This window comes from Streptomyces sp. NPDC093149 (assembly GCF_044754145.1).
In the GTDB taxonomy this organism is placed as follows: Bacteria; Actinomycetota; Actinomycetes; order Streptomycetales; family Streptomycetaceae; genus Streptomyces.
The window spans coordinates 16,925-40,828 of sequence record NZ_JBIVON010000026.1 but is presented as its reverse complement, the minus strand read 5'-3'; the positions used below and the strand labels follow the sequence as shown (position 1 = coordinate 40,828).

The window sequence follows — 23,904 nt, the reverse complement described above, 5'->3', positions numbered from 1 at the left end:
GAGGGCTGGAATTCAACACCTCACCGACGGTAACTCTGGGTCACGTGCCGGATTGCCCGAGTAGCAACCCGGACCCATGATGAAGGCGTTGACAGAACGAACGGGTGGCAAGCTCCCGTCGGGCGCCCCGTTCACCCGCGGAGAGACGCAGGTGAACCGGCATCGGGACCCGTCCCCCCGTTCGCACGGCAAGGAGGCCTCCACATGCCTGTCGCTTCCGAAGAGCTGGCAACCCGCGTGTTCAAGGTCGAGATTTCCGAGGCATAACCGAGCCCGACCTACTTCACAGACCCTCACCCGGCGACGCGACAAACACATGAGCGCGCAAGACGGAAAAGATGCTTTCTGCCGAGCTGAGCATCCGTCTCTCCGAGATGACATTCGGCGATCACGTCGCAATCCGGTGCGGCAGGAACCGATCACCTTCCCCCGCCCAGCCGGCCCGGCCATGTCATCCGGATCTCACCCTCACCGTCGACTTCTCGCATTTACGTGACGGAAGTCGAATTCCCCGAAAGGTTCACCATGTCAGAAATGGTTTCGCCGCACTCTCGACGGGAATTTCTCTCCGCCTCCGCCGCCGTGACGGCTGGGGCGGTCGCCGGATCCTTCGGCATGTTCACCCCCTGGGCTCAGGCAGCCGAAACGGGAGGTGACCCAACGGGAAACAACACCGTTCCGTCAGCGGACGGGGCCATCCGTCCCTTCCGTGTTCATTTCCCGGAGAAGGCTCTGGCCGATCTCCGTCGGCGCATCCTGGCCACTCGCCTGCCCGACAAGGAGACCGTCGCGGACCAGTCGCAGGGCACAGAGCTCGCGACGGTTCAGGCGCTCGCGCGCTACTGGGCGTCGGACTACGACTGGCGCAAGGTCGAGGCGAAGCTGAACGCCGTGCCGAACTTCATCACCAAGATCGACGGGCTGGACATTCACTTCATCCATGCCCGCTCGCAGCACAAGAACGCCCTGCCGGTGATCGTCACGCACGGATGGCCCGGCTCGGTCATCGAGCAGATGAAGATCATCGAGCCGCTCACCAATCCCACGGCACATGGCGGAACGGCATCGGACGCCTTCCACCTGGTGATTCCGTCGATGCCGGGATACGGATTCTCCGGCAAGCCGACCGCGACCGGCTGGACCCCCCAGCGCATCGCACGTGCCTGGGCAGAACTGATGAAACGCCTCGGATACAAGCGGTACGTGGCTCAGGGCGGCGACTGGGGCGCAATCATCTCGGACTTCATGGCCGTGCAGAGGCCTGCGGGACTGATCGGCATTCACACCAACATGCCCGGCGTGGTTCCACCCGCCGTCGACAAGGCGGTCCAGTCCGGCAATCCGGTGCCGTCCGGTCTCTCGGCGGAGGAGAAGCGCGCGGTCGAGCAACTGGACTACTTCTTCAGACATCATGTCGCCTACGCCCAGATGATGGGGACACGCCCGCAGACGTTGGCCGGGCTGGCGGATTCGCCCGTCGGTCTGGCGGCCTTCCTGCTCGACCACGACTCGGCCAGCTTGAAACTGATCTCCCGGGTCTTCGCCGGACACACCGAAGGCCTGTCGCGGGACGACATCCTCGACAACACCACGCTCTACTGGCTGACGAACACGGCGATTTCCGCTGCCCGTCTCTACTGGGAGAACAAGGCCTCCTTCTTCGGCGTCAAGGGCGTCACCCTCCCGGTCGCCGTGAGCGTCTTCCCCGACGAGATCTACCAGGCGCCCAAAAGCTGGGCGGAGAAGGCGTATCCCAACCTCATCCACTACAACAGGCTGCCCGCGGGAGGGCACTTCGCCGCCTGGGAACAGCCCCGCCTCTTCACAAAAGAGCTCCGCGCCGGCTTCCGCTCCCTTCGCTGAGGGCTGTTGCGCAATCGCCGGTACGGCGCGCTCGGGATTACGGGACAGCCCCCGGGGTCCTGCGCCGGAGATCCGTCATCGGCCCGACCGGAACGACAAACGGACCGACACGCCCCTATGCATGAGTGCTTCTCGGCAGTGCGCCCACGTCAAGGTCACCGGGCATGACGCACGTCGACACGGAGCAGGCCCTACCAGTAGTGTCGACGGCCGCCGACAGCGTGCCCGACGGCACCCAGGATCCAGAGGATGATGCCGATGACGACGAGTACGACACCGATGGTCCACAGGATCGCGATGCCCGCCACCAGGCCGATGCCCAGCAGAATGACACCTAGGACGATCATTTCGTCCTCCTGTCGAGCGTCTTGTCCCAGTACGCGCCCGGCGACCGCTCCGGCAGGTTGACACGGCGCGGGCAGCCACCTCTCCCCCGTCCCGGCCCTCCCGGACGAGCGCACGGAAGGCGTCTTCGGTCCGGCCGGACATGCGCCGGACCAACTCGGTCGCAGTCTCGTCCGTCCCCGCCAGTTCCGTCGCGGTGTTCACGGCCATGCAGGCGCAGCGGTCGGGGTCGGCGCGATCCATCTCGGCGAGGAGCCGCAGCACCCCGCACAACCGATTCTTCACGGAACCTCCCGCGTCAGTCTCCCGGGTGCACCTCGCGGTCCCGGGGCCGTCGGCTCCGCCCATAGGGTGACTTCCCGCGCATGTCGCCGCACGGGCCCGCAACGGCGTGGCCTCTGCTTGGTACCAGCAGGGAATGCCCAGGCCATCGCATCCGCAGCCCGACAGCACGGAAGCCGGAGCGCCGTCCGAAGGACGGCGCCACCGGATCCGCGCCGCGTCACGCCAGGCGTTGCGCGGCATGCCGCGCCCCGCAGCCCGGGACTCGGGCCTGCAGCACGCACGGCCCGGTCAGCCGTACGAGCCACGCGTGAACCCGGCGCTGCGGACGGCCGCCGCGTACTCCTGGCGGATCCTCGTCGTGGGAGCCGTCGTGTACGCCGTCTTCTCGGCACTGGGACGGTTCCACGAGGTGGCGGCGGCCGTCTTCCTCGGTCTGATCGGCGCGGCGTTGTTGCGTCCCGTGGCGGATCTCCTGGCGCGCCGCATGCCCCGGCCGCTCGCCGTCGCCCTCGCGCTGCTCGGCAGTGCCGTCCTCGTCCTCGGTGTTCTTACCCTCGTCGGCGAGACGGTCGCCGACGAACGCGTCCGGCTGGAGCGGGAGTTCGGTGACGGTCTCGGCCGCATCGAGCGCTGGCTGGAGGGGCGGCCGTTCCGGCTGAACCCGGCAGCGCTCGACGACATCAAGTCCCGGATCGGGAAGTTTCTGTCCAGCCATCGTTCCACCCTCATCAGCACGGCCGTGAGCGGCGTCGGGCGGCTGGTGGAGGTGGTGACGGTGTTCGTGCTCGGGTTGTTCTGCTCGGTCTTCTTCATCCACTCGGGCGACCGGCAGTGGGACTGGTTCTGCGACCAGCTTCCGCGGACCGCCCGCACCCGGGTCGCGATCGCGGGCCGTGCCGCGTGGCGCACGTTCACCGGATACACGCACGGCATCCTCCTGGTGGCGGCGACCAACGCGGTACTCGTCGGGCTGGCCCTGTTCGCGCTCGGAGTACCACTGGCGCTTCCGCTGGCGCTGCTGGAGTTCTTCGCCGCCTTCATTCCGCTGATCGGCTCGCCGATCGCCCTCGCGGTCGCCGCCGTAGTGGCTCTGGCATCGAAAGGTCCGATCGTGGCGGCCGCCGTCATCGCGCTGATCGTGGTCATCGGCCAGATCGAGGGCCATCTGCTGCACCCGATCGTGATGAGCTGGGCGGTCCGCCTGCACCCGGTGGTCGTCGCACTCGCGGTGATCAGCGGCGCCATCGCGGCGGGGGTGCTGGGGGCGGTGGTGGCGGTGCCGCTCGTTTCCGTCGCCTGGTCGGTCCATCAGGCACTGCGCCGGGCACGCGAGTCCGCGGGCGAAACACCTTGAGGGATTGCAGACCCGCGAGCCCAGCCTCAGCCGCTCTCCTTCCGGAAGCCGCTCGGGAGACGTGCCCGGCCCGGGCCGGGCACGCCGGAAGGCGAATCACCGGGATGTCCCGTCGCACCGCCATCGCCGCCGACGCCTCCTGGGGTCGGCACCGGCCGCCCGGTCCGAGGCAGGTCCCTGCCCCGGCTCGCAGGGTCCTGCCTCGGACCGGGTACAGCCGCCCGTGTCAACGGGGCGTCGCGTGCTGCCTCTTCACCACCAGGCCCTCGGGCGCCTCGATGTGCGCCGTGCCGTCCGCGTCGACGGAGATGTCGAGCCGCCCGCCCGCGACGTCGAGTCCCTCGACCTTGAGCGGCCGGTACGCCTCCGCGAACGCGGGCGCGACCGTGAGCGTTCCGCCGGGGACATCGGCGGAGAGACCGAGCACCGACTGGAGGATCATGACGGACGAGGCCGCCGCCCAGGCCTGCGGTCGGCAGGACGCCGGATAGGGCGAGGGCCGCGCGTCGGTCGCCGCGCCGTGACCGGCGAACAGCTCGGGCAGTCGCGCGTCGAAGGCCGCCGACGCGGTCAGCAGCCCCTCGGACAGGGATGCGGCCGCTTCCGGGAACCCGGCCCTGACCAGGCCGTGCACCGCGATCGCGGTGTCGTGCGGCCAGATGGAACCGATGTGGTAGCCGTACGGGTTGTAGGCCACGTGATCGCTGCTCAGGGTCCGCAGACCGTGGCCCGAGTCGAGGTCGGGCGCGCCGAGCCTGGCGGCCAGCAGGGCGCTCTCCTCGTGGTTGAGCAGGCCCGTACCCAAGAGGTGGCCGAAGCCCGAAGTGACCGAGTCGACCGGCTTCCCGTCCCGGTCGAGCGCCACGGCCGGGTACGGTCCCCGCTCGTCCTCCACCCAGAAGTGCTTGCGGAAGCGATCGCTCAGCCGCTCGGCCCACTCCTCCCACTGGTCGGCGCCGGGGCGACCGAAGGCGCGCAGCAGGTCCGCGCCACCGCGGGCCGCCTCGTACGCGTACGCCTGGACCTCGCAGAGCGAGATCGGGGACACGGCGAAGCCTCCGTCGCGGTACCGGATGGAGTCGCCGGAGTCCTTCCAGCCCTGGTTGGCCAGGCCCCGCCCGGTGTGGTCGATGTACTTCAGGAAGCCGTCCCCGTCCGCGTCGCCGTGGTCACGCATCCAGGCGAGGGCGGACTCCGCGTGCGGCAGGAGCTGTTCGACCTGCTCGGGCGCGAGGCCCCAGCGCCAGGAGTCGTGCAGCAGGGTGATCCAGAGCGGGGTGGCGTCGACCGTGCCGTAGTAACAGGGCGGCAGGGAGAAGTTCTCGTTGAAGTCCTGGGTGGCGCGGCGCACTTCGTGCAGGATCTTGCCGGGCTGCTCCTCGGTGTCCGGGTCGGACTTCGCGCCTTGCCGCCGGGCGAGCGTGCGCAGCGTGCCGGCGGCGAGTTCGGTGCCCAGCGGCAGCATCATGCGGGCCGCCCACAGGGAGTCGCGGCCGAAGAGGGTGAGGAACCACGGGGCACCGGCCGCCAGGAACTGGTCGGCGGGTTCCTCCGGGTCGGTCAGCCGCAACCGGTCGAGGTCGGCGGCCGACTGGCTCAGCCAGTGGTCGAAGCGCCGGTCGGCGCTGCGCAGTGCCGGGGTACGCCAGGGCAGGCTCTGCGCGGGAGGTGCGGGGAACTGGTCGCCGTCATCGTGCGCCGCCTCGCAGTCCAGTACGGCGGTCCATGACGAGCCGGGGGCGAGTGCGATGTCGTACTCCAGCCGTCCGGCGGCCGGGTCGACGGCGGCGGGCTCCGGGGAGCTGGTGAGGTGCACGGCGAAGCCGTCCCGGGACCAGTCGAGTCCGCTTCCGGTGGCGGTGGCGGTGACCGGGCTCTGCGCATGTCCGGACTTGACGCGCTCGATCGGGGCGAGGTCCGTCCCGGCGGTGACGATCAGCCGGACACGGACGTGCTGCCGCCCCGCGTTGACGACTTCGAGGGTCTCCTCCAGGTGCCCGGGGGTGACGCGGCGACGCCGGTGCAGGGTGACCGCCGGGTCCGGCGTCTCCTCGCCCAGCCCGCGCAGCACACTGCGGAAGGCAGCACGGTCCGCTCCCTCGAAGGCTCCGCGCACCGGGGCGAGCGCGATTCCGTCCGCCGCGACGGTCAGCCGAGCAAGTGCCCTGCTGTCGCCGTGGTAGAAGCCGTCGGCCGAACCCTCGATCTGCCCGTCGTCGTGCGAGATCGCGAAGCTCGGAGCGTACAGCGTCACACAGGCGTCATGCAGGAACGGCTGGAGGCCCTCGACCGACGGGCCGGCCTCCGTCTCGGAGTTTGTTATGTCGTGGGTCTTGACAGTGGTGTCCAAAAGAGCAGAACCTCTCAGGCATTGGAGCGTTCCAAGAACCCTAACGACGACCTCAGGGCGTTGACAATGCTTTTGGAACGCTCCAATAATCTCGTCAGTTCGCACAACCGGTTCCGGAGACTCTCATGCCCCGCTCCCCCAACACCCCCGCGACCAAGGCCGCTTCGGTAACCCTGGCCACGGTCGCGCGGCGGGCCGGAGTCTCTCCGCAAACGGTGTCGAACGCACTCAATTCGCCCGAACTGCTCCGTCCGGAGACCCTGGACCGAGTTCTGCGCACCATCGACGAACTGGGCTATCGCCCGCACCGAGCGGCGCAGACCCTGCGCACCCGCTCCAGCAAGCTCATCGGGTACGGGATCCGCCCCACCGCCCCGGGTACCTCGGCCCCGGTCATGGACCGGTTCCTGCACGCCCTGTCCCAGACGGCCGACGAGGCCGGATACCGGGTCCTGCTCTTCGCCGCACCCCCCGGCAGCGCGGGCCTGGACGGGTACGAGGAACTCCTCGATCTGCACAGCGTGGACGGTTTCGTGCTGAGCGGCACCGACCGGGGCGACCAGCGCCAGGCCTGGCTGGAGAAGCGCGGGGTACCCTTCGTGGGCTTCGGCCGTATGTGGTCCGGCCGACAGGTCGGCGACTGGGTCGATGTCGACGGCGCCTCGGGCACGGACGCCGCGGTCGAGCACCTGGTCGGCCTGGGTCATCGCAGAATCGCGTTCCTCGGCTGGCCGGGCGGCTCCGGGGTCGGCGACGACCGCGCCATGGGCTGGCAGCGCGCCATGCGCCGACACGGACTTCCGGTGCGCGGCAGGCGGGCACGGAGCGTCGATGACATCGCTGCGGCGCAGGCCGCTGTCGGACCGCTGCTCGACGCGGGTGCGACGGCTGTGATAGCCGCCAGCGACATACTCGCACTGGGCTGCTACCACGCCCTGCGCGAGCGCCGAGCCGTGCCGGGCAGGGATGTCGCGGTCATCGGCTTCGACGACTCCCCCACGGCCGCGCTCCTGTCCCCCGGACTGTCCACCGTCGCCCAGCCGCTGGAGGCCGTCGGCCGCGAATGCGTCCGGCTGCTGCTGGCCCGGATGTCGGACGTCGGCGCTCCGCCCGAACGCGTCCTTCTCGAACCGTCTCTCGTCGTGCGTGACAGCACGTCCGCGTCGGACGACTGAACCACCCCCCAACGCCCGTTCACGGGCCTTCTATTCACAGCGCGCCCTTTCCGGGCAGCTGAGCCGCAAGTGTCATCCCCCTGGAGGAACTCATGGGAACCCGTACGGCCGTTGCCGCCTTCGCCACCTGCGCGGCGCTACTGGCCGCCACCGGCTGCTCATCCAGCTTCGGCGACAAGGAGCCGGAGCAGGACAAGACCGGCAAGCAGAAGCTGACGGTACTGATCGCCACCTCGGGGGACGCCGAGACCCAGGCAGTCAAGGCCGCCGCCGCCGCATATGAGAAGAAGTCGGGCAACTCGGTCACGGTCGAGACCGCCAAGGACATGAACCAGCAGCTTGCCCAGGCCTTCGCCGGGCACAAGCCGCCGGACGTCTTCTACGTCAACTCCGACCAGTTCGCGAACTACGCCAAGGGCGGCTCGCTGTACCCGTACGGCGACCGGATATCCGACGCCGACGACTTCTCCCAGCAGCTGCGGACCTCGTTCTCGTACGACGGGAAGCTGGTCTGCCTGCCGAAGGACACCTCCACCCTCGGTCTCGCCATCAACACCGACCTGTGGAAGAAGGCCGGGCTGACGGAGAAGGACTACCCGAAGAGCTGGGAGGAGCTGAAGACCGTCGCGGACAAGCTCACCGGCAAGGGCGTCACCGGTCTGGTCACCAGTGACGAGTACCAGCGGCTCGGGGTCTTCATGAAGCAGGCGGGCGGCTGGCTCACCGACCCGAGCCAGAAGAAGATGACCGCCGACAGCCCGGAGAACGCCAAGGGGCTCGAGTTCGTCCAGTCCCTGCTCAAGTCCGGCTCAATGAAGTTCGCCAAGCAGGTGGACACCAGCTGGGGCGGGGAGGCGCTCGGCAAGGGCAAGGCCGCCATGACGATCGAGGGCAACTGGCTCGAAGGCGGCATGAAGCTCGACTACCCCGATGTGAAGTACACCGTCGCACCGCTGCCCGCGGGGCCGGCCGGTAAGGGCACCCTCGCCTTCAGCAACTGCTGGGGCGTCGCCGCGGACAGCGCGCACCGCGACGCGAGTGTCGACCTCGTGAAGTACTTGACGTCGGCCAAGCAGCAGGTCGCCTTCGCCGACGCGTTCGGTGTGATGCCTTCGCGGGCCAGCGCCCTCAAGACGTACGCCGAGAAGAAGCCCGCCGCCAAGGCCTGGGTGGACGGCAGCGCCTACGCGCAGGGTCCCGTGACGATCGCCGGCTTCGACAAGGTGCTGAGCCAGTTCAACACCGATCTGCAGTCGCTGCGCACCGCCGACCCGAAGAAGATCCTCGCCGACCTCCAGCGCAACGGCGAACAGGCCATCGCGAAGGGCAACTGAGCCCCATGCCCAACCGCACGATGCGCGCGAGCGGTACCCCCCGAACTGCCGGCACGCCGGGCGCACCTGACAGCGCACCCGGCGTATCCGGTACGACCGCGAAGGCTCGCGCCCGGCGCGCGGGCCTTCGCGGGGAGGGCACCTGGGGCTGGCTGTTCGTCAGCCCCATGGTGCTCGTCCTCGGCCTGTTCATGGTGCTGCCCATCCTGATGGCGCTGTGGGTGAGCCTGCTGCACTGGGACGGACAGTCCAACCCGTTCTCCGGCCAGGCCGATTTCGTCGGCCTGGACAACTACCGGTCGCTGCTCACGCAGGACGGACTGGACCGCACCCTCTTCGCGACCGCCCTGCGCAACAACGCCTACTACGTTCTGCTGACCGTCCCTCTGCAGACGCTGCTGGCACTGGGGCTTGCCCTGATCGTCAACCAGAAGCTGCTGCGGGGGCGTGGCGCCCTCCGTACAACGTTCTTCTTCCCGTCGGTCACCAGCTCCATCGCCGTCTCCACGGTCTTCCTCTTTCTCTTCCAGGGCAGCGGAGCCGTCAACTCCATGCTGTCCTGGATCGGAGTCAAGGGACCGAACTGGTTCGCCGATCCCCGCGGGGTGCTGTCGCTGATCCTGGGCGGCCTGGGAATCGTCGACCCGGAACGGCCCACCGGGATGCTGGCCGATCACTCCGTCATGGGCCTGTCGTGGTTCGAGTGGCTCTCGGGTCCCTCGGTCGCGATGTGCACACTCATCCTGCTCGCCGTGTGGACCACCTCCGGCACCTTCATGCTGATCTTCCTCGCGGCACTGCAGAACATTCCGCGGGAGCTGGAGGAGTCGGCCGCCATGGAAGGGGTCAACCGTCGCCAGATGCTCCGGTACGTGACACTGCCCGCGCTGCGTCCTGTGCTGTTCCTCGTCCTGACCCTGGGACTGATCTCCACCTGGCAGGTCTTCGACCAGGTGTATGTGATGGGTCAGGGGGCTCCGGGCAACACGACGCTCACGCCCGCCTTCCTGTCGTACTCCTCGGGCTTCGAGGACGCGGACTTCGGGCAGGGCGCGGCGATCGCGTTCATCCTGCTCGCCCTGATCCTCATCCTCACCGCGTTCCAGCGCTGGGCGCTGCGGGATCGTGGCGCACGCACCGGGAGGAACCGATGACCGCCGCAGGCACGACCGCACGCGACCGGAATCGGCGTTCCTCTCGCCGTCCCGCGTCGCGCGACCGGGCACGCCCCGTCCTGAGCCGCTTCCCGCTGCCGTGGCGGCTCGTGGGGTACTCCGCGGTGCTGGGGCTGGGTCTGCTCTATCTGCTGCCGTTCGTCCTTCAGTTGGTGACCGGCTTCAAGACGGACCCGGACGCTGCCGCGCATCCGCTGGCCCTGATGCCCACCACTCCGACCACGGCCGCGTACCAGCGGCTGTTCGGACTGAGCCAGGCCGCCGGGGATGTGCCGTTCCTGCGCTGGCTGGGCAATTCGGCGCTGGTGGCGGTGCTGGTCACCGCGGGCCGGGTGCTGTTCGACTCCATGGCGGGATACGCGCTGGCGCGGCTGCGTTTCCGGGGCCGCTCGGTACTGTTCGGCTTCGTGCTCGCGGTGATGGCGGTGCCCGGTGTGGCCCTGCTCATCCCGAAGTTCCTGGTGCTCAACACCTTCGGGCTCTTCGACACGTACACCGGCATGGTCCTGCCGCTGCTGGTGGACGCGGCGGGCATCTTCATCATGAAGCAGTTCTTCGAGTCGGTACCGCGCGAGGTCGAGGAGGCCGCGCGGGTCGACGGGGCGGGGGTGTTCCGGATCTTCTGGTCCGTCGTCCTGCCGATGGCGAGACCGGCGTTGATCACCTTGACGATCCTGTCCTTCCAGGGGTCGTGGAACGAGTTCACGCACTTCCTCGTCAGCACGCAGTCCAGCCAGTACGAGACGCTCACCACGGGCCTGGCACGCTTCGTGTCGGGCGGACTCGGCGGCGGAACGCAGTATCCGCTGAAGCTGGCGGCCGCCCTGCTCTCCACCCTCCCGGTGGCCGCGCTGTTCTTCTGCTTCCAGCGCTACTTCGTGAACGGCGCCAACGCGGGCGCGGTCAAGGAGTGAGCTCCGGCGCCGTCGGGGACCGACGGCGCCGGGCCCCGCTCGCCATCCGCTCTGATCCGAAGGAGCGGCCCCAAGGGCTGTCCCGTAACCCCTGGCGGGCGCACGACGACGGCCACGGCCCTCGTCGCCGTGTCGGAACGTCCGCATACATTTGGTGAGCGGACGTCCCTCCGCCTTGCGATGCATCGCATCCGACGCCGCGCGCTGACCTGCTCTCCCTCGTGCATCAGGCCATTAGACTCGGCAGATGGCGAAGTATTTCGACGTGCATCCCGAAAATCCTCAGCAGCGCACCATCCGCACCGTGGCCGACAGCATCCGGTCGGGCGCGCTCGTCGCGTACCCGACGGACTCCTGTTACGCGCTGGGATGCCGGCTGGGCAGTCGGGACGGTATCGGCCGGATCCGGTCGATCCGGAACCTCGACGACCGTCACCACTTCACTCTCGTGTGCCAGAACTTCGCTCAGCTGGGTCAGTTCGTGCACGTCGACAATGATGTGTTCCGCGCGATCAAGGCGGCGACGCCCGGCCGCTACACCTTCATCCTTCCTGCGACGAAGGAGGTGCCGCGCCAGTTGCTGCACCCGAAGAAGAAGACGGTCGGAGTACGGATCCCCGACCACGTCGTCACTCAGGCCCTCCTCGCCGACCTCGGCGAGCCGCTGCTGTCCAGCACCTTGCTGCTGCCCGACGAGGACGAGCCGCTGACACAGGGCTGGGAGATCAAGGAACGGCTCGACCATGTGGTGGACGCCGTGCTCGACTCGGGCGACTGCGGCACCGAACCGACGACGGTCATCGACTTCTCCGCCGGCGAGCCCGAGATCGTGCGCCGGGGAGCGGGCGACACGACGCGGTTCGATTAGCGGCACGAAGGCGACGAGACGGCCGAAGCGAGCCGGCACCAGGCCGTCCGGCACGCACCAGGCATCCGCTTTCCCGGCTTTCCCGGCATCGGCGGGCGCCGCGGCGAACAGCGCGGCGCCCGGTCGAGGCGTTCACATGCTGCGCGGGGACCGGGCCGCCGGCTCCCAGAGGCCGTTCAGGTGAGCGTGGAGGACGTCCTGCGCCTCCGGTGGAGTGAGATGGCCGACGAGGACGTGTGAGGTGAGACCGTCCGCAAGGGCGAGGAGGGTCCGGGCCTCGCGTTGCGGATCGAGGGGTACGGCGCGGTCGGCGCCCTCGTCCGCTTCCGAGATGAGGCGGGCGAACATCTCCTGCAGGGCCGCGTAGTTCGCCTTCAGCGTCCGGGCGAGCGGCTCGCTGACAACCGCCTGAGCGACGAAGGCGAGCCAGACCCTGGCCTCGGCACGGTGTTCCTCCCGGAGCAGTGACATCTCGGCGACCGCGTGGCCCAGGGCGGTGGCCGCCGACTGGGCCGGGCTCCTGACGAGGCGGGCCCGCACGCGCTCGCCGATCCGCTCCCCGATGTGCGCGAGAGCGAACACGAGCATCTCTTCCTTGGTGCGGAAGCACCGCTGAACAGCGCCCATCGACACCTGCGCACAGGCGGCGACGTCGCGCAGGGTCACACCCTCCAGTCCGCGCTCGTCGGCAATGCGGCAGACGGCCTCGGCGATGCGGCGTCGCCGCTCCGCGTGATCCACCTGTCTGGGCATCGGTCGCCTCCCTGTTCCACGGCGCTCTGTTCCGTGGCGAACTTTATTCGATGCAAGCGTATCGTTTCTCGGGCTACAGTTCCGATGCAAGCGCATCGGAACGTGGACGGGAAAGGACACGAGCACATGCAGGACCCCCTGTGGAAGATGCCGGCCGCCGCTCAGGCGGAGGCAGTGCGCAACGCACACGTCTCGGCTGTCGAACTGATCGAAAGCCACCTGGAGCGCATCGCGGAGGTCAACCCGCGCGTGAACGCGGTCACGCAGCTCCTGGCGGAGCGCGCACGGGCCGCCGCGGCGCAGACCGATCGCCGACGGGCCGCCGGGGAAGAGCTGGGGCCGCTGGCGGGTGTGCCGTTCACCGTGAAGGAGAGCACCGCCGTCGAAGGCGTGCCGACGACGTTCGGCACGGAGCGCTTCCGCGATCTGGTGGCACCGAGCGACGCTCCCCCGGTGGCACGGCTGCGCGCGGCGGGGGCCATCCCCATCGGGCACACCAACATACCCACCCTGATCCTGGCGGGGATGCACACGCGCAGCGAACTGTTCGGCGACACGGTCAACCCGTGGGACAGCAGCCGGACCCCGGGCGGCTCCAGCGGGGGTGACGCGGTGGCCGTCGCCACGGGCATGGCAGGGCTCGGGCTCGGCAACGACTCCGGCGGGTCGGTACGCGTTCCGGCCCAGTTCTGCGGTGTGGCCGCGCTGAAGCCGTCCACGGGCCGGTTCCCCGCCGACCACCGCATTCTCGGAGCGGACGACCCCGGCCCGGCGTCCCAGATACTGGTCACCGACGGCCCGGTGGCACGGAGTGTGGGCGACCTGCGGCTTGCTTACGAGGTGCTGGCCGGGACCGATCCGCGAGACCCACGTGCCGTGCCGGTGCCCGCCTACGGCGAACCGCTCGCCGGGCCGGTGAAGGTCGCGGTCGTGGCGGACCCCGGCGGGCACGGCGTCCACCCCACGGTGCGCGGAGCCGTCGCGACCGCGGCCGAGGCACTGCGCGACGCCGGGTACGACGTGCGCGAGGTGCAGGACGTGCCGCGGATGGACGAGGCCCTTGAGGCGTACGGCCGGATCACCGTGACCGAGTTCGCCCCGAACTGGCCAGTGGTACGCACGCTGCTCGGCAAAGGTGGTGACCGCTTCATCGAGATGGCGATGGAGCAGACGCCGCCTGCAAGCGCGGACGAGTTCATGAAGCTGATGAGCACCTGGATGAACATCCGCCGCACATGGGCCGAATTCCTCGATGAATACCCGCTGTTGCTCGGCCCTTCCTTCACCGAGCCCCCGGTCGAGCCGGGGCTGGAGTCGCGCGACAGGGCGGGCCGGGACCGGGTCGTGTCGGGAATGCGTCTGTGCACCGTGACGAGCTTCGTGGGCGTGCCGGGCGTGGCCGTGCCGACCGGAGTGGTCGACGGCCTGCCGTCCGGGATCCAGGTCGTCGGACGTGCTTTCCGGGAGGACCTGTGCCTGGCCGCGGCCCAGGCGATCGAGGACCGGCTGGGCGTGTTCACCCCGGTCGATCCGCGCATGGGCGCGGGCAGCGGCTCTCGGCCGTGAGCGGAGCCATCCCGTGCCCGGCAACGACGGGCACGGGGGCCTGGATCGTGAGGACCGTTGACCATCGGTCACCGGTGGACTCGATCAGCTGATGGGTTCTCCGGTGGCCGCCGAAGCCGCCGGAGTCGTGAGGCAACACATCCGGCGGGCCTGCTCCGTGAGCGTCTCCCCCCGGGCGCGCCTGTCCTGGTCGGGCCGCCAGGACACGCGAAGGCGCGGCAGGCCGCCGAGGGGGGATCGGGCCTCAACCGGCCCTCCATCGGCCCCGGACTGCGGTGGGCCATTCCGGTCGTTGTGCTCGCCGTGCTCCTGCTGCTCAGGCGTCGGCTGCGCCGTTCCGGGCGACTGCACGCGTGAGCGGGTGGCGGCCGTGGCGGGCGCGCCTCGTTCCACATCGTCGGGCCCCGGACGGGTGAGCACGTCGTCCGGGGCCCTGCGGAACAGCGGAACCGTCGCGAGGGCTCGCCGATCTCTCGTCGGCGGCTGAAGAGTTCGTCGACAGGGACCGCTATTGCACGGTGATGGCCTGCACCGGGCAGACGCGGACGGCTTCCTTGACCATCGGGTCGGTCACGTCCTTCTCGTGGCCCGGCAACAGTTCGCTGAGGCCGTCGTCGTCCTGGGTGAAGACCTTCGGAGCGGTCAGCGCACACTGGCCGGCACCGATGCACACATCCTTGTCGATACTGATCCGCATCACCGCGGCATCCTTTCCGAGAGGGGTCCGGTCACCACGCCACGGGCAGTTCGAGCATGCCCTGGATCGTGTCGCCGGGCTTGAACGGGATCTCGTCGACGGGCGCCGCCAGACGCAGCTCCGGCAGCCTGTCGAAGAGGGTGCGCAGCGCGATCTCCAGCTCGGCGCGCGCGAGGTTCTGGCCGAGACACTGATGGATCCCGAAACCGAAGGCGACATGGTGGCGTGACTGCCGGCCGAGGTCCAGTTCGTCCGGCGCCGCGTACACGGTCTCGTCCCGGTTGATCACCGAAGTGGCCAGCACAACGCCGTCACCTGCACGGATGGTCACCCCGCCCACCTCCATGTCCTCCGTGGCCACCCGTGAGATGGCGTCGGCGATGGACAGGAACCGGAGCAGTTCCTCGACCGCGCTGGGCATCAGCTCCTCGGACGTACGCAACCGGTCGAGCTGGTCCGGATGCTGGAGAAGGGTGAACGTACCCAGGGAGATCATGTTCGCGGTCGTCTCGTGGCCCGCCACCAGCAGGATCTCTGACAGCTGGACCAGTTGCTCGCGGTCGATGGCTCCGCTGTCGAGTTGCTGGGCGATGAGCTCGTCGAGCAGGCCCTCGCCCGGCTCGGCCCGCTTGCGTGCGATCAGTGTCCGGAAGTACTCGTCGAGTGCGGCCCTTGCGTCCTCGACGTCGGCGGCATCCGGGCCACGCAGCAGCCTGCGTGACTGGGCCTCGAAGAATTCATGGTCGGCGTACGGAACGCCGAGGAGCGAACAGATCACCATGGAGGGAACGGGCAGCGCGAACGCGCTCACCAGATCGGCGGGCGGCCCCTGCTCGATCATGGCATCCAGCAACCGGTCCACGGTCTCCTGGATCCTCGGCCGCAATGCGGCGGTCCGCTTCAAGGAGAAGCTCGGGATCAGCATCCGGCGCCGCTCGTTGTGCTCGGGATCGTCGACGCCGAGCAGTTCGACGCGACGCTTCGTACTCCGGGCCAACCGCTCCGTGACCATCGGGAACGCGGGGTTCTCCCGGTTCGACGACAGTCGCGGGTCCACCAGCAGCGCACGCGCCTCGGCATGCCCGGTCACCAGCCACACTCGGCGGCCGTCGAAGAGTCTGACCAGGGACAACGGCCCGTGCCCGTCACCCTTGGGCCGGTACTCGGCCGGCGGGTGGTACGGACAGGTGCGGTCCTGGGGGAAGGAGATGGTCTCGGTATCTGCCATGGCGGGCCTCGCAAACAGGATGGAGGGAGTCCTACCGATCTCCCTCCACTAGATGCCTCAGTCACCTAAATGGTCTACGCGATGTTCGGCCAACTCGTCTCGGAGGCATCCCCTCAGCTCCGGACCCACGGTTCGTGGGCGGGCTCGGGCGACACCCTCCGCCCGGGTATGCCGTTCATCGGAAGCCTAACTCCGCGACCCGCGTCCCGCCCGGGAACCACCGAGGGGCCCGGTCATGGCCGGGAATCGCCCTGGCGCACGCACCCGTACCGGAGCGCGGGGCGCGCAGGCCTTGCGCGGATACGACCGTCCCCCGGCGCCAGGCACCCGGAACACCGCCTCGAATGCCACGGTCGAGGACGAGAGGCCGCGCGGACCGGCGGCCACGGCGGCGTCTCCGACTCGCGCCGCGTCGCCACGGGCACGCCCCGGCCGGGCCCGTGGCGCAGAGACGCGGTTCGGGTGGCAAAGCGTCACACCACCCATCCGCCCGCCTTTCCGCGCGCACCTCGGGACGTCCCGTCCACGTTCTTCCGGATGAGACCGATCGGCGGACTCACCGCATGTCCCGGACGCGCTCGCTTCCCGTCGAATGGCATGCCGAAAGACCGGCATGGGCAGCGTCGGTGCTGCCGTGCCGGTCCTGGCTCACGCGGTGGGTGTGGAGTTCGCCGCTCAGTAGGCCGAGTTGACGTTGTCGATCGAACCGTAGCGGTGGGCGGCGTAGTTGGCGGCCGCGGTGATGTTGGCGACGGGGTTGGTGAGGTCGTGCGCGGTGCCGCCGACGTGGTACGCGTTGAACGTCGGCTGGATCACCTGGAGCAGACCCTTGGACGGCACACCGTTGCGGGCGTTGACGTCCCAGTTGTTCTGGGCGTTCGGGTTGCCGCCCGACTCGCGCATGATGTTGCGGTGCAGCCCCTCGTAACTGCCCGGGATGCCCTTGGCCTTCATGATGGCCAGCGACTGCTTGATCCAGCCGTCGAGGTTGTTGCCGTACCCCTGGCCGCCCTTGCCGTCGGCCGCCGAGACCTTGGCCACGGAGGCGCCCACCGACTTCACCTCGGCGGCCTGGGCGGAGGTGGACGTCAGGGTGAGGGCGGCCGCCGCGGCACCCAGGGAAGCGATACCGGCGACGGACAGGGTACGGATACGGGCGATGCGGGAGGTGCGGGACTGCGTGTGCGTGGTCATACGGAAGGAACTCTCCAATGCGGGGACGTCACGTGGTGCCCGCCGTCTCGATCACGGCGGCCTGCGGAGCGGAGCCCCGCCGTGCGGGCCGGTGCGATCCGGTCCGACGCGATCCGCCCGGCCCGGTCGCGGTCTCCCGCAACGACAGCCATGGTTAACGCCCGACCGAACCCGACGCAAGAATGTGACGTACTACCCACATTAGGAGCAATGTCCGAAATGCTAGATTCTGCGCCATTTCCATGCTGTTCGCTCCGCTCTGTTCCTCCTATCCTCCCTAGGATGTGACGCACCTCCTATGGGTGGCGTCACATCCCAGGGGCCGAATCGGGCGTTTCGACGGGCCTGTGGCGGTACCCGAACGGGGCAGCCGACGGGGCCGGTGACGTCCCGCGGTCCCGGCGCGGGAGCGGGGTGACAGCTGCTCGCCGCCTCGCACGCACTCGACCCCGCCTGCCCCGGGATACGGGGGCCGCGGTCGGCACCCCCGCTCCCCTGTCCAACGGCCGGAAAGGACAGGCACGCGTCATGGGCTCCGGCCGGGTCAGGTCTTCCGCAGGTCCGGGGCCGGGACATCGATGAGCAGCCTCCGCAGCACGTCCCACGCCACGCGCATCGCTCGGGTGATGGCGGGTGAGTCGCTCCCGACGATGCGTACCCACGCACCGCAGTCATCGGGCAGCGTGCTCACTCCGAACGCCAGGCCGGTGGCCAGAAGCGCCTCGTGGAGGGTGTCCGCCACCCGGGTCGCGGGGGCGAGCGGAGTGACCGCGTACAGGGAGGCCATCAGATCGTGGTCCGCGAAGACCGCCGGACCGGTGACCGCGCCGGGCACCTGCGGATCGAGGCGGACGCTGTCCACGGCAAGGAGTGCCCCGTCGGGACGCCGGATCTCCAGGTCGCTGAAGAGCATGCGGTAGGCATGGCGTTCACCGCGGGCCAGCCGTCCGGCCGCGATCGTCTCGCCCAGGAGCACGGTGGCGGTCGGATCGACGGTCACCCTGGTGTGCTGGTAGAAACGTGCGTCCCGGTACGGGATCAGGGAGTCCGGCAGGTACTCGACGTAACTTCCCTCTCCAGCAGTGAGGTTGACGACCTGGGTCGCGTGGTCGAACTCCATCCGGTGGACCTTGGTGGCGGCCTGGGTGGTGAGGTGCACCGCGGTGCCGGGGCCGCAGTCGATGTCGATCCGGTTGCGGTCGGCCTGGATGACCCCGCCGCCGGTCGACATCAGATAGGTCACCGGCAGATCGGGCCGCGCCGGATCGACATAGAGCGGGCGCATGATCTGCAGCGGTGACTTCTGATAGCGGTCGACGAGCTCGGTCCGTTCGCCCACACGTGCGTAGCGCAGTTCGAGCAGGCCGACCTTGCCGGGGCGCCCGGCGGCCAGCGTGTCCGGGCGGCCGGCGAGGTCGAGCATCCGGGCCGGTACCCGCAGGGGTTCGTAGTGCGCGGGTTCCAGCCGCGCGGGCGCCTTGGTCACGCGGAGGCCGCCACCTGGGCGGCTTCGTGGGACAGGAGGAAGTCGGCGATGGTGTCGAGTCCCTCTCCGGTGAGGGAATTGGTCAGAACCACCGGCCGTCCGTCCCGGACACGGTATGCGTCCGACTCCATGACGCCGAGATCGCATCGCACATAGGGGGCGATGTCCACCTTGTTGATGACGAGCAGTTCGCACTCGGTGATGCCGGGGCCCCGCTTGCGCGGCATCTTGTCGCCCTCGGCGGTGTCCAGGACGAACAGGAAGAGATCGACCAGCGCAGGGCTGAAGGTGAGTGTCAGGTTGTCGCCGCCGCTCTCGAAGAGCAGGGTGTCCACGTCGGGGAAGCGCTCCACGAGTTCGTCCGCGGCGGCCTGGTTCATCGTCGGGTCGTCCCGGACCGCGGTGTGCGGGCAGGCCCCGGTCTCCACCCCCACGATCCTCTCCGCGTCGAGGAGCCCGGCCAGGGTACGGCGCACGTGCGCGGCGTCCTCACTGGTGTAGATGTCGTTGGTGATGACGGCAGGGATCCGGCCGCGCTCGATCAGCACGGGGACGAGCGCTTCGATGAGTGCGGTCTTGCCGGATCCGACCGGTCCGGCGATGCCGACGCGCAGTACGCCGTCCTTGGGCCGCTGCATGAGCTCGTCGTGGTCGTGGTGGTGCCTGGCCTGCATCGGGTCGTGCATGGTGATCCTTCCGGTGTGGTGGTCTTCCAGGTGAGGGAGGGAGGGGTGGGTGATGGGGCCTTTCGTCCGGAACACGCCGGGCTCGCATGCCCCGGTGCCGTGCCGCTCGCCGATCCCTGAGGGCTGTGCAGTGCATCTGACGCCGCGCGCCGATCCGCCGGGGATTGCGGGACGTCTCTCAGCTGGCGAAGAGGCGTGCCTCGGCGCGCTCGTGACGGCCGGCCATGACATCCGCGACCGGGACACACCCTCCGATGTCGGCCAACTCCCGCCGCAGCGCCGCGTCGACGGTCTCCTCGATCACCGGGGCGGCCCCGTGCAGCACGACCTGTGCCCGGCGGTGGTCGGTCAGCCGCAGCCGCACGGCGGCCCCCACGAAACTGGCCGCGAAGGCGAACAGCTCGCAGGTGACCGCCTGGCGGGTCGACAGCCCGTTGGCCGCGTGGACGACGGCGGCGACGACCGGCTGGCAGCCGCGTACGGCTCCCTCCCGGTAGAGGGCCTGGTATTGCTCGATCTGTGGTGTGCGGTAGACCTCGCCGGCGAGGTCCAGCAGCTGCCGTCCGGTGCGGACGGCAGCCTGCCGGGCCTCTCGACCCAGTTTGGTGGCATGCAACCGCTGTTCCACGGCCACCACCTCCGCCCAGTCGTCGGCGGTGACCGCGCGGTGGGCGAGGGCGAGGGCGGTCGCGTCGGCCGGCCCCGCACTGTTGCGCAGCAGGTCCTGAAGGAGGGCGGGCAGACCGCGCGGGGTGACCGCGCGGGCCTGTTGGAAGCCTTCCAGGCCGTGGGAGAGGGTGTAGTAGCCGCTGGGGAAAGCCGAGTCGGTGAGCTGGAGTCCGGTCAGCAGCGCCGGGATCGGCATCGGGTCGTTCACGCCGGGGATTCCGTTCGTGCCAGGGGCCGTCAGAGGTGGTCCGGCCGGTGACGGCCGTCGAGGACGGTCAGACGATGTAGAAGAGGTGGTTGAGCGGGAGCCGCTCCGCCGGCTCGATGGTGGCGGGCTCGCCGTCGACCGTGACCTTGTACGTCTCCGGGTCCACTTCGATGCGCGGCAGCGCGTCGTTGCGCACCATGTGCTCCTTGCCGATGGTCCGGCAGCGCTGCACGGGTTCGATCCGCCGCTGCAGCCCCAGCTCGTCGGGGACGCCCGCGGCGATGGATGCCTGGGACATGAAGGTCACCGACGTGCGCTGCCGGGCCCGACCATACGTGCCGAACATCGGCCGGTAGTACACCGGTTGCGGTGTGGGCAAGGACGCGTTGGGGTCGCCCATCAGCGCCCAGTTGACCATGCCGCCCTTGATGACCAGCTTGGGCTTGGCCGCGAAGGAGTGGATCGGCCAGAGCACGATGTCGGCCAGCTTGCCGGGCTCCAGGGAGCCGATCACGTCCGCGGCACCGACGGCGGTCGCGGGGTTGATCGTCAGCTTGGCCAGATACCGCAGGACACGCGCGTTGTCGTTGCGGGAGCTGTCCTCGGGCAGCGGGCCACGCAGTTCCTTGCAGTGATGTGCCGTCTGGAAGGCGCGGACGAAGGACTCGCCGACCCGCCCCATGGCCTGGGAGTCCGACGAGAAGATGCTGATCACGCCGAGGTCGTGCAGAACGGTCTCGGCCGCGATCGTCTCGGCCCGCACCCGGCTGTCGGCGAACGACACGTCCTCGGGGATGTCGCGCGACAAGTGGTGACAGACCATCACCATGTCCAGCAACTCGTCCACCGCGTTGATCGTGTACGGCAGGGTCGGGTTGGTGGAGGCAGGCAGTACGTTGGCCTCGCCGGACACCCGGATGATGTCGGGGGCGTGACCGCCACCGGCGCCCTCGGTGTGGAAGGTGTGGATGGTCCGGCCGTCGATGGCCGACAGGGTGTCCTCGTAGAAGCCGCCCTCGTTGAGGGTGTCGGTGTGAATGGCCATCTGGACGTCGTGTTCGTCGGCGACCCGGAGCGCGGTGTCGATCGTGGCGGGGGTGGCGCCCCAGTCCTCGTGCACCTTCAGTCCGGCCGCGCCCGCCTCGACCTGTTCGCGCAGCGCCTCGGGCAGGCTGCCGTTCCCCTTGCCGAGCAGACCCACGTTGACCGGCAGGTCCTCCACGGCCTCCAGCATCCGGTGGATGTTCCACGGGCCGGGGGTGCAGGTGGTGCCGTTGGAGCCGTCGGTCGGCCCGGTGCCTCCGCCGAAGAAGGTGGTGATGCCGTTGGACAGACCCTCCTGGGCCTGCTGGGGCGCGATGAAGTGGATGTGCGTGTCGACGCCCCCGGCGGTGGCGATGAGGTGTTCGCCGGATATCACCTCGGTGCCGGGTCCGATGACGAGCTTGGGGTCGACTCCGCTCTGCAGATGCGGGTTTCCCGCCTTGCCGACGCCGACGATCAGGCCGCCGCGTACGCCGATGTCGCCCTTGACCACGCCCAGAATCGGGTCGAGCACCACAACATTGGTGATGACGAGGTCCAGGGCGCCTTCGCGGTTGAGTGCGGACGGGTCCTGGGCCATCCCGTCCCGGATGGCCTTGCCTCCCCCGTAGACGGCCTCTTCCCCGTAGGAACCGGCGTTGTGGTCGTACTCGACCTCGACGACCAGATTGGTGTCGGCCAGGTGGAACCGGTCGCCGACGGTGGGGCCGAACAGATCCGTGTACTGCTTGCGCGGGATGATCGCCATCAGATCCGGGCCCCCTCGTGGTCGGTCTCGGTGTCGCTGTCGTCGTGTGTGAAGCCGAGCTCCGCCGCGCGGCGGAGGGCGACGCGCTTGGTGTCCGGGGCCGACAGTCCCCCGTTGACGAGCGCGGCGAAGCCGGTGAGCCGCCCGGTGCCGGCGAAGGCGCACAGCTCCACCTCACGGGTGTCGCCGGGCTCGAAGCGCACAGCGGTGCCGGACGGAATGTCCAGACGCATGCCGTAGGCGGCCTCGCGGTCGAAGCGCAGGGCGCGGTTGATCTCGAAGAAGTGGTAGTGCGAGCCGATCTGCACGGCCCGGTCACCGGTGTTGGCGACCGTGAGTGTGATCCTGGCCCGGCCGGCGTTGATCTCGACGGGGTCGCCCCCGTAGAGGTAATGAGCTCCGCCAGACATCTGTGTCTCCTCGGTGTTTCAGGCGCTGATCGGGTCGTGGCAGGTGACCAGCTTCGTCCCGTCGACGAAGGCTGTCTCGACCTGGAGGACGGTGAGCATCTCCCGCACTCCGGGCATCACGTCGTCGATGGACACGACCTTGCGGCCCAGCTCCATGCATTCGGCGACGGTGCGGCCGTCACGCGCGGCCTCCAGGACGGCCTCGGTGATCAGGGCGGCGGCTTCGCTGTAGTTGAGTTTGGTTCCCCGGTCCCTGCGGCGGCGGGCCAGGTCCGCGACCACATAGACGTGGAGTTTGTCGATTTCCCGCGGTGCGAGGTTCATGGCGTCACATTGCTTTCTCGGACGAGATGCCGGGCCGGCCCAGGAGTGGACCAGCCGCCAGGAAGAGCCAGGTCGTCACGGTGAACGGCCAGGTGAAGGGGTATCCGCCGGAGGGCTGGGCAACTGCTTCCCAGGCAGCGGTGAACGGGACGGAGGCCGCCGCGGCGAGCGCGGCGTACCCGGCGGTCCACGAAGTGAGAGTCAGGAAGGTGGCTGTCAGCGCGATCGCGCAGAGCACCGCGTTGTATCCGTACAGCCCCTCGGTGATCCGGTCGGCGGGCAGCCCTGTCAGACAGGCCGTCAGGAACGCGACGACACTGGCGCCGATCGCCGCGACGGCGGCGATCCGCGAGGCGACGAGCAGCCCGACGAGCAGGATCAGGCCCGCGTACCACTTGTCCAGGTAGAAGATCTGACCGATGTTGTTGCAGAGCGCCCGCCCGGTCTCCGCGGCCGTCATGGTCGTGAACCCTGAGACGCGTGCGGCCGGACCGGCGGCGACCGGCGCGTTGGACAACGTGACCACCAGCGCCCCGGCGACCAGGCAGTACGGGGCCGTCAGCACCGGCAGCCCGAGGGGGCCGAGGAGGCGGCCCGCCGCTGCGCTCAGCACCGAACAGACCGCCGCGCCGAGCACGGCCAGCACGGCGGTCTGCCACGAGGTGCCGAGCCGGACGACAAGGGCGATCCCGGTCAGGCAACCGCAGTAGCCCTGCAGCCCGTTGACCAGTCCCTTCCGGTCGGCTCCCAGGAGCGCCGCGGCGGCGGTGGACGAGGCCGCACCCAGCAGGCCGTACACGCCCAGTCGCCATCCGTCCACGAACAGCGCCGCGGTGAACAGCAGCCCGGCCCATGCGTTCGAGCTGAGTGCGACCTGGGCGACGCCGCGCAGTTGTATCTGTCCGGCGCGGGTGGAGGCCCAGTTCTTCGCCTGCACCACCTGTTCCACTGCAGGCATGTCTTCTCCTTTGAGGACATGACGAAATCACCAAAGCCCCCGCATCCGGGACACTTTGAATCTTGATCAACATTCTGTTGAGACCGTACGCCTGGCGCGGGCGGGCCAGGGGCACGAAAATTCGATGCTCAGCGTGACCACATGGACGCGAGCAGACATATCCGCTGCTGAGAGGACGCGATTTCCGGGCCTGCAACGACGATTTCCAGCCCCGTCGCGTCAATTTCTTGGTCAGAGGTTGAACATTCCGTACCTGTCGTTTGACCGAAC

21 protein-coding genes are annotated in these 23,904 nt (G+C 69.2%); 8 read left to right on the top strand and 13 right to left on the bottom strand.

Annotated elements, in window-relative coordinates; genetic code table 11:
* Nucleotides 1-534 precede the first annotated feature (534 nt).
* The gene (locus ACIQCZ_RS37970) at nt 535-1,863 is read left to right on the top strand and encodes an epoxide hydrolase family protein (RefSeq protein ID WP_402289988.1); all 1,329 of its coding nucleotides are present in this window, start codon (nt 535-537) and stop codon (nt 1,861-1,863) included.
* Between the two features lie 191 nt (nt 1,864-2,054).
* On the opposite strand, the gene ACIQCZ_RS37965 is transcribed toward ACIQCZ_RS37970, so the two are convergent.
* Complete coding sequence (locus ACIQCZ_RS37965) at nt 2,055-2,210, bottom strand: DUF6131 family protein (protein ID WP_402289986.1); 156 nt, start codon at nt 2,208-2,210, stop codon at nt 2,055-2,057.
* Nucleotides 2,211-2,731: 521 nt separating this feature from the next.
* Here ACIQCZ_RS37965 and ACIQCZ_RS37960 point away from each other — a divergent pair.
* Nucleotides 2,732-3,847: an AI-2E family transporter gene (locus ACIQCZ_RS37960; RefSeq protein WP_402290027.1), complete on the top strand. Its 1,116-nt coding sequence runs from the start codon at nt 2,732-2,734 to the stop codon at nt 3,845-3,847.
* 226 nt (nt 3,848-4,073) lie between these two features.
* Here ACIQCZ_RS37960 and ACIQCZ_RS37955 read toward each other — a convergent pair whose 3' ends face one another.
* Nucleotides 4,074-6,197, bottom strand: coding sequence for a glycogen debranching N-terminal domain-containing protein (locus tag ACIQCZ_RS37955; protein WP_402289984.1), 2,124 nt, complete (start codon nt 6,195-6,197; stop codon nt 4,074-4,076).
* A 125-nt stretch (nt 6,198-6,322) separates the two neighbouring features.
* Here ACIQCZ_RS37955 and ACIQCZ_RS37950 point away from each other — a divergent pair, with 125 nt between their 5' ends.
* The 5 genes from ACIQCZ_RS37950 to ACIQCZ_RS37930 all read left to right on the top strand — a co-directional run bounded on the left by ACIQCZ_RS37950 (nt 6,323) and on the right by ACIQCZ_RS37930 (nt 11,663).
* Entirely contained in the window at nt 6,323-7,372 is a 1,050-nt protein-coding gene (locus ACIQCZ_RS37950) for a LacI family DNA-binding transcriptional regulator (RefSeq protein WP_402289982.1), read from the top strand.
* Between the two features lie 92 nt (nt 7,373-7,464).
* On the top strand, nt 7,465-8,706 hold the full coding sequence (locus tag ACIQCZ_RS37945) for an extracellular solute-binding protein (RefSeq protein ID WP_402289980.1): 1,242 nt from the start codon (nt 7,465-7,467) through the stop codon (nt 8,704-8,706).
* Between the two features lie 5 nt (nt 8,707-8,711).
* Nucleotides 8,712-9,860 (top strand): carbohydrate ABC transporter permease, encoded by a 1,149-nt coding sequence (locus tag ACIQCZ_RS37940; protein WP_402289978.1) that lies wholly within the window; start codon nt 8,712-8,714, stop codon nt 9,858-9,860.
* Entirely contained in the window at nt 9,857-10,795 is a 939-nt protein-coding gene (locus ACIQCZ_RS37935; protein ID WP_402289976.1) for a carbohydrate ABC transporter permease, read from the top strand. The genes ACIQCZ_RS37940 and ACIQCZ_RS37935 overlap by 4 nt, the downstream gene beginning before the upstream one ends.
* Nucleotides 10,796-11,042: 247 nt before the next feature.
* Nucleotides 11,043-11,663, top strand: a complete 621-nt coding sequence (locus tag ACIQCZ_RS37930) for an L-threonylcarbamoyladenylate synthase (RefSeq protein WP_402289973.1) — start codon at nt 11,043-11,045, stop codon at nt 11,661-11,663.
* Nucleotides 11,664-11,795: 132 nt separating this feature from the next.
* Here ACIQCZ_RS37930 and ACIQCZ_RS37925 read toward each other — a convergent pair whose 3' ends face one another.
* Nucleotides 11,796-12,416, bottom strand: a complete 621-nt coding sequence (locus tag ACIQCZ_RS37925; RefSeq protein WP_402289970.1) for a TetR/AcrR family transcriptional regulator — start codon at nt 12,414-12,416, stop codon at nt 11,796-11,798.
* A 126-nt stretch (nt 12,417-12,542) separates the two neighbouring features.
* Here ACIQCZ_RS37925 and ACIQCZ_RS37920 point away from each other — a divergent pair, with 126 nt between their 5' ends.
* Nucleotides 12,543-13,982, top strand: a complete 1,440-nt coding sequence (locus ACIQCZ_RS37920; RefSeq protein WP_402289968.1) for an amidase — start codon at nt 12,543-12,545, stop codon at nt 13,980-13,982.
* A 508-nt stretch (nt 13,983-14,490) separates the two neighbouring features.
* Here ACIQCZ_RS37920 and ACIQCZ_RS37915 read toward each other — a convergent pair.
* The 10 genes from ACIQCZ_RS37915 to ACIQCZ_RS37870 form a co-directional block, all read right to left on the bottom strand.
* Complete coding sequence (locus tag ACIQCZ_RS37915) at nt 14,491-14,679, bottom strand: ferredoxin (RefSeq protein WP_402289965.1); 189 nt, start codon at nt 14,677-14,679, stop codon at nt 14,491-14,493.
* Between the two features lie 31 nt (nt 14,680-14,710).
* A complete protein-coding gene (locus ACIQCZ_RS37910; RefSeq protein WP_402289963.1) occupies nt 14,711-15,907 on the bottom strand; it encodes a cytochrome P450 in 1,197 nt (398 codons plus the stop codon).
* A 675-nt stretch (nt 15,908-16,582) separates the two neighbouring features.
* Complete coding sequence (locus ACIQCZ_RS37905; protein WP_402289960.1) at nt 16,583-17,101, bottom strand: transglycosylase SLT domain-containing protein; 519 nt, start codon at nt 17,099-17,101, stop codon at nt 16,583-16,585.
* A 544-nt stretch (nt 17,102-17,645) separates the two neighbouring features.
* The gene (locus ACIQCZ_RS37900; RefSeq protein WP_402290024.1) at nt 17,646-18,524 is read right to left on the bottom strand and encodes an urease accessory protein UreD; all 879 of its coding nucleotides are present in this window, start codon (nt 18,522-18,524) and stop codon (nt 17,646-17,648) included.
* Between the two features lie 59 nt (nt 18,525-18,583).
* Nucleotides 18,584-19,225, bottom strand: a complete 642-nt coding sequence (gene ureG / locus ACIQCZ_RS37895) for an urease accessory protein UreG (protein ID WP_402290022.1) — start codon at nt 19,223-19,225, stop codon at nt 18,584-18,586.
* 226 nt (nt 19,226-19,451) lie between these two features.
* Nucleotides 19,452-20,138 (bottom strand): urease accessory protein UreF, encoded by a 687-nt coding sequence (locus tag ACIQCZ_RS37890; RefSeq protein ID WP_402290020.1) that lies wholly within the window; start codon nt 20,136-20,138, stop codon nt 19,452-19,454.
* Between the two features lie 79 nt (nt 20,139-20,217).
* On the bottom strand, nt 20,218-21,942 hold the full coding sequence (gene ureC, locus ACIQCZ_RS37885) for an urease subunit alpha (RefSeq protein ID WP_402289957.1): 1,725 nt from the start codon (nt 21,940-21,942) through the stop codon (nt 20,218-20,220).
* Nucleotides 21,942-22,352 (bottom strand): urease subunit beta, encoded by a 411-nt coding sequence (locus tag ACIQCZ_RS37880; RefSeq protein WP_402289956.1) that lies wholly within the window; start codon nt 22,350-22,352, stop codon nt 21,942-21,944. Before ACIQCZ_RS37880 ends, ureC begins: the two co-directional genes overlap by 1 nt.
* Before the next feature lie 18 nt (nt 22,353-22,370).
* Nucleotides 22,371-22,676: an urease subunit gamma gene (locus ACIQCZ_RS37875; RefSeq protein WP_376211997.1), complete on the bottom strand. Its 306-nt coding sequence runs from the start codon at nt 22,674-22,676 to the stop codon at nt 22,371-22,373.
* Nucleotides 22,677-22,680: 4 nt separating this feature from the next.
* Complete coding sequence (locus ACIQCZ_RS37870) at nt 22,681-23,634, bottom strand: urea transporter (protein WP_402289955.1); 954 nt, start codon at nt 23,632-23,634, stop codon at nt 22,681-22,683.
* Between the last annotated feature and the right edge of the window lie 270 nt (nt 23,635-23,904).

What these genes read in the sequence shown, in the direction of transcription:
- ACIQCZ_RS37970 (WP_402289988.1), top strand. Translation starts at nt 535, where the DNA reads ATGGTTTCGCCGCACTCTCGACGGGAATTTCTCTCCGCCTCCGCCGCC.
- ACIQCZ_RS37965 (WP_402289986.1), bottom strand. Translation starts at nt 2,210, where the DNA reads ATGATCGTCCTAGGTGTCATTCTGCTGGGCATCGGCCTGGTGGCGGGC.
- ACIQCZ_RS37960 (WP_402290027.1), top strand. Translation starts at nt 2,732, where the DNA reads ATGCCGCGCCCCGCAGCCCGGGACTCGGGCCTGCAGCACGCACGGCCC.
- ACIQCZ_RS37950 (WP_402289982.1), top strand. Translation starts at nt 6,323, where the DNA reads ATGCCCCGCTCCCCCAACACCCCCGCGACCAAGGCCGCTTCGGTAACC.
- ACIQCZ_RS37945 (WP_402289980.1), top strand. Translation starts at nt 7,465, where the DNA reads ATGGGAACCCGTACGGCCGTTGCCGCCTTCGCCACCTGCGCGGCGCTA.
- ACIQCZ_RS37940 (WP_402289978.1), top strand. Translation starts at nt 8,712, where the DNA reads ATGCCCAACCGCACGATGCGCGCGAGCGGTACCCCCCGAACTGCCGGC.
- ACIQCZ_RS37935 (WP_402289976.1), top strand. Translation starts at nt 9,857, where the DNA reads ATGACCGCCGCAGGCACGACCGCACGCGACCGGAATCGGCGTTCCTCT.
- ACIQCZ_RS37930 (WP_402289973.1), top strand. Translation starts at nt 11,043, where the DNA reads ATGGCGAAGTATTTCGACGTGCATCCCGAAAATCCTCAGCAGCGCACC.
- ACIQCZ_RS37925 (WP_402289970.1), bottom strand. Translation starts at nt 12,416, where the DNA reads ATGCCCAGACAGGTGGATCACGCGGAGCGGCGACGCCGCATCGCCGAG.
- ACIQCZ_RS37920 (WP_402289968.1), top strand. Translation starts at nt 12,543, where the DNA reads ATGCAGGACCCCCTGTGGAAGATGCCGGCCGCCGCTCAGGCGGAGGCA.
- ACIQCZ_RS37915 (WP_402289965.1), bottom strand. Translation starts at nt 14,679, where the DNA reads ATGCGGATCAGTATCGACAAGGATGTGTGCATCGGTGCCGGCCAGTGT.
- ACIQCZ_RS37910 (WP_402289963.1), bottom strand. Translation starts at nt 15,907, where the DNA reads ATGGCAGATACCGAGACCATCTCCTTCCCCCAGGACCGCACCTGTCCG.
- ACIQCZ_RS37905 (WP_402289960.1), bottom strand. Translation starts at nt 17,101, where the DNA reads ATGACCACGCACACGCAGTCCCGCACCTCCCGCATCGCCCGTATCCGT.
- ACIQCZ_RS37900 (WP_402290024.1), bottom strand. Translation starts at nt 18,524, where the DNA reads ATGCTCGACCTCGCCGGCCGCCCGGACACGCTGGCCGCCGGGCGCCCC.
- ureG (WP_402290022.1), bottom strand. Translation starts at nt 19,225, where the DNA reads ATGCAGCGGCCCAAGGACGGCGTACTGCGCGTCGGCATCGCCGGACCG.
- ACIQCZ_RS37890 (WP_402290020.1), bottom strand. Translation starts at nt 20,138, where the DNA reads ATGCCGATCCCGGCGCTGCTGACCGGACTCCAGCTCACCGACTCGGCT.
- ureC (WP_402289957.1), bottom strand. Translation starts at nt 21,942, where the DNA reads ATGGCGATCATCCCGCGCAAGCAGTACACGGATCTGTTCGGCCCCACC.
- ACIQCZ_RS37880 (WP_402289956.1), bottom strand. Translation starts at nt 22,352, where the DNA reads ATGTCTGGCGGAGCTCATTACCTCTACGGGGGCGACCCCGTCGAGATC.
- ACIQCZ_RS37875 (WP_376211997.1), bottom strand. Translation starts at nt 22,676, where the DNA reads ATGAACCTCGCACCGCGGGAAATCGACAAACTCCACGTCTATGTGGTC.
- ACIQCZ_RS37870 (WP_402289955.1), bottom strand. Translation starts at nt 23,634, where the DNA reads ATGCCTGCAGTGGAACAGGTGGTGCAGGCGAAGAACTGGGCCTCCACC.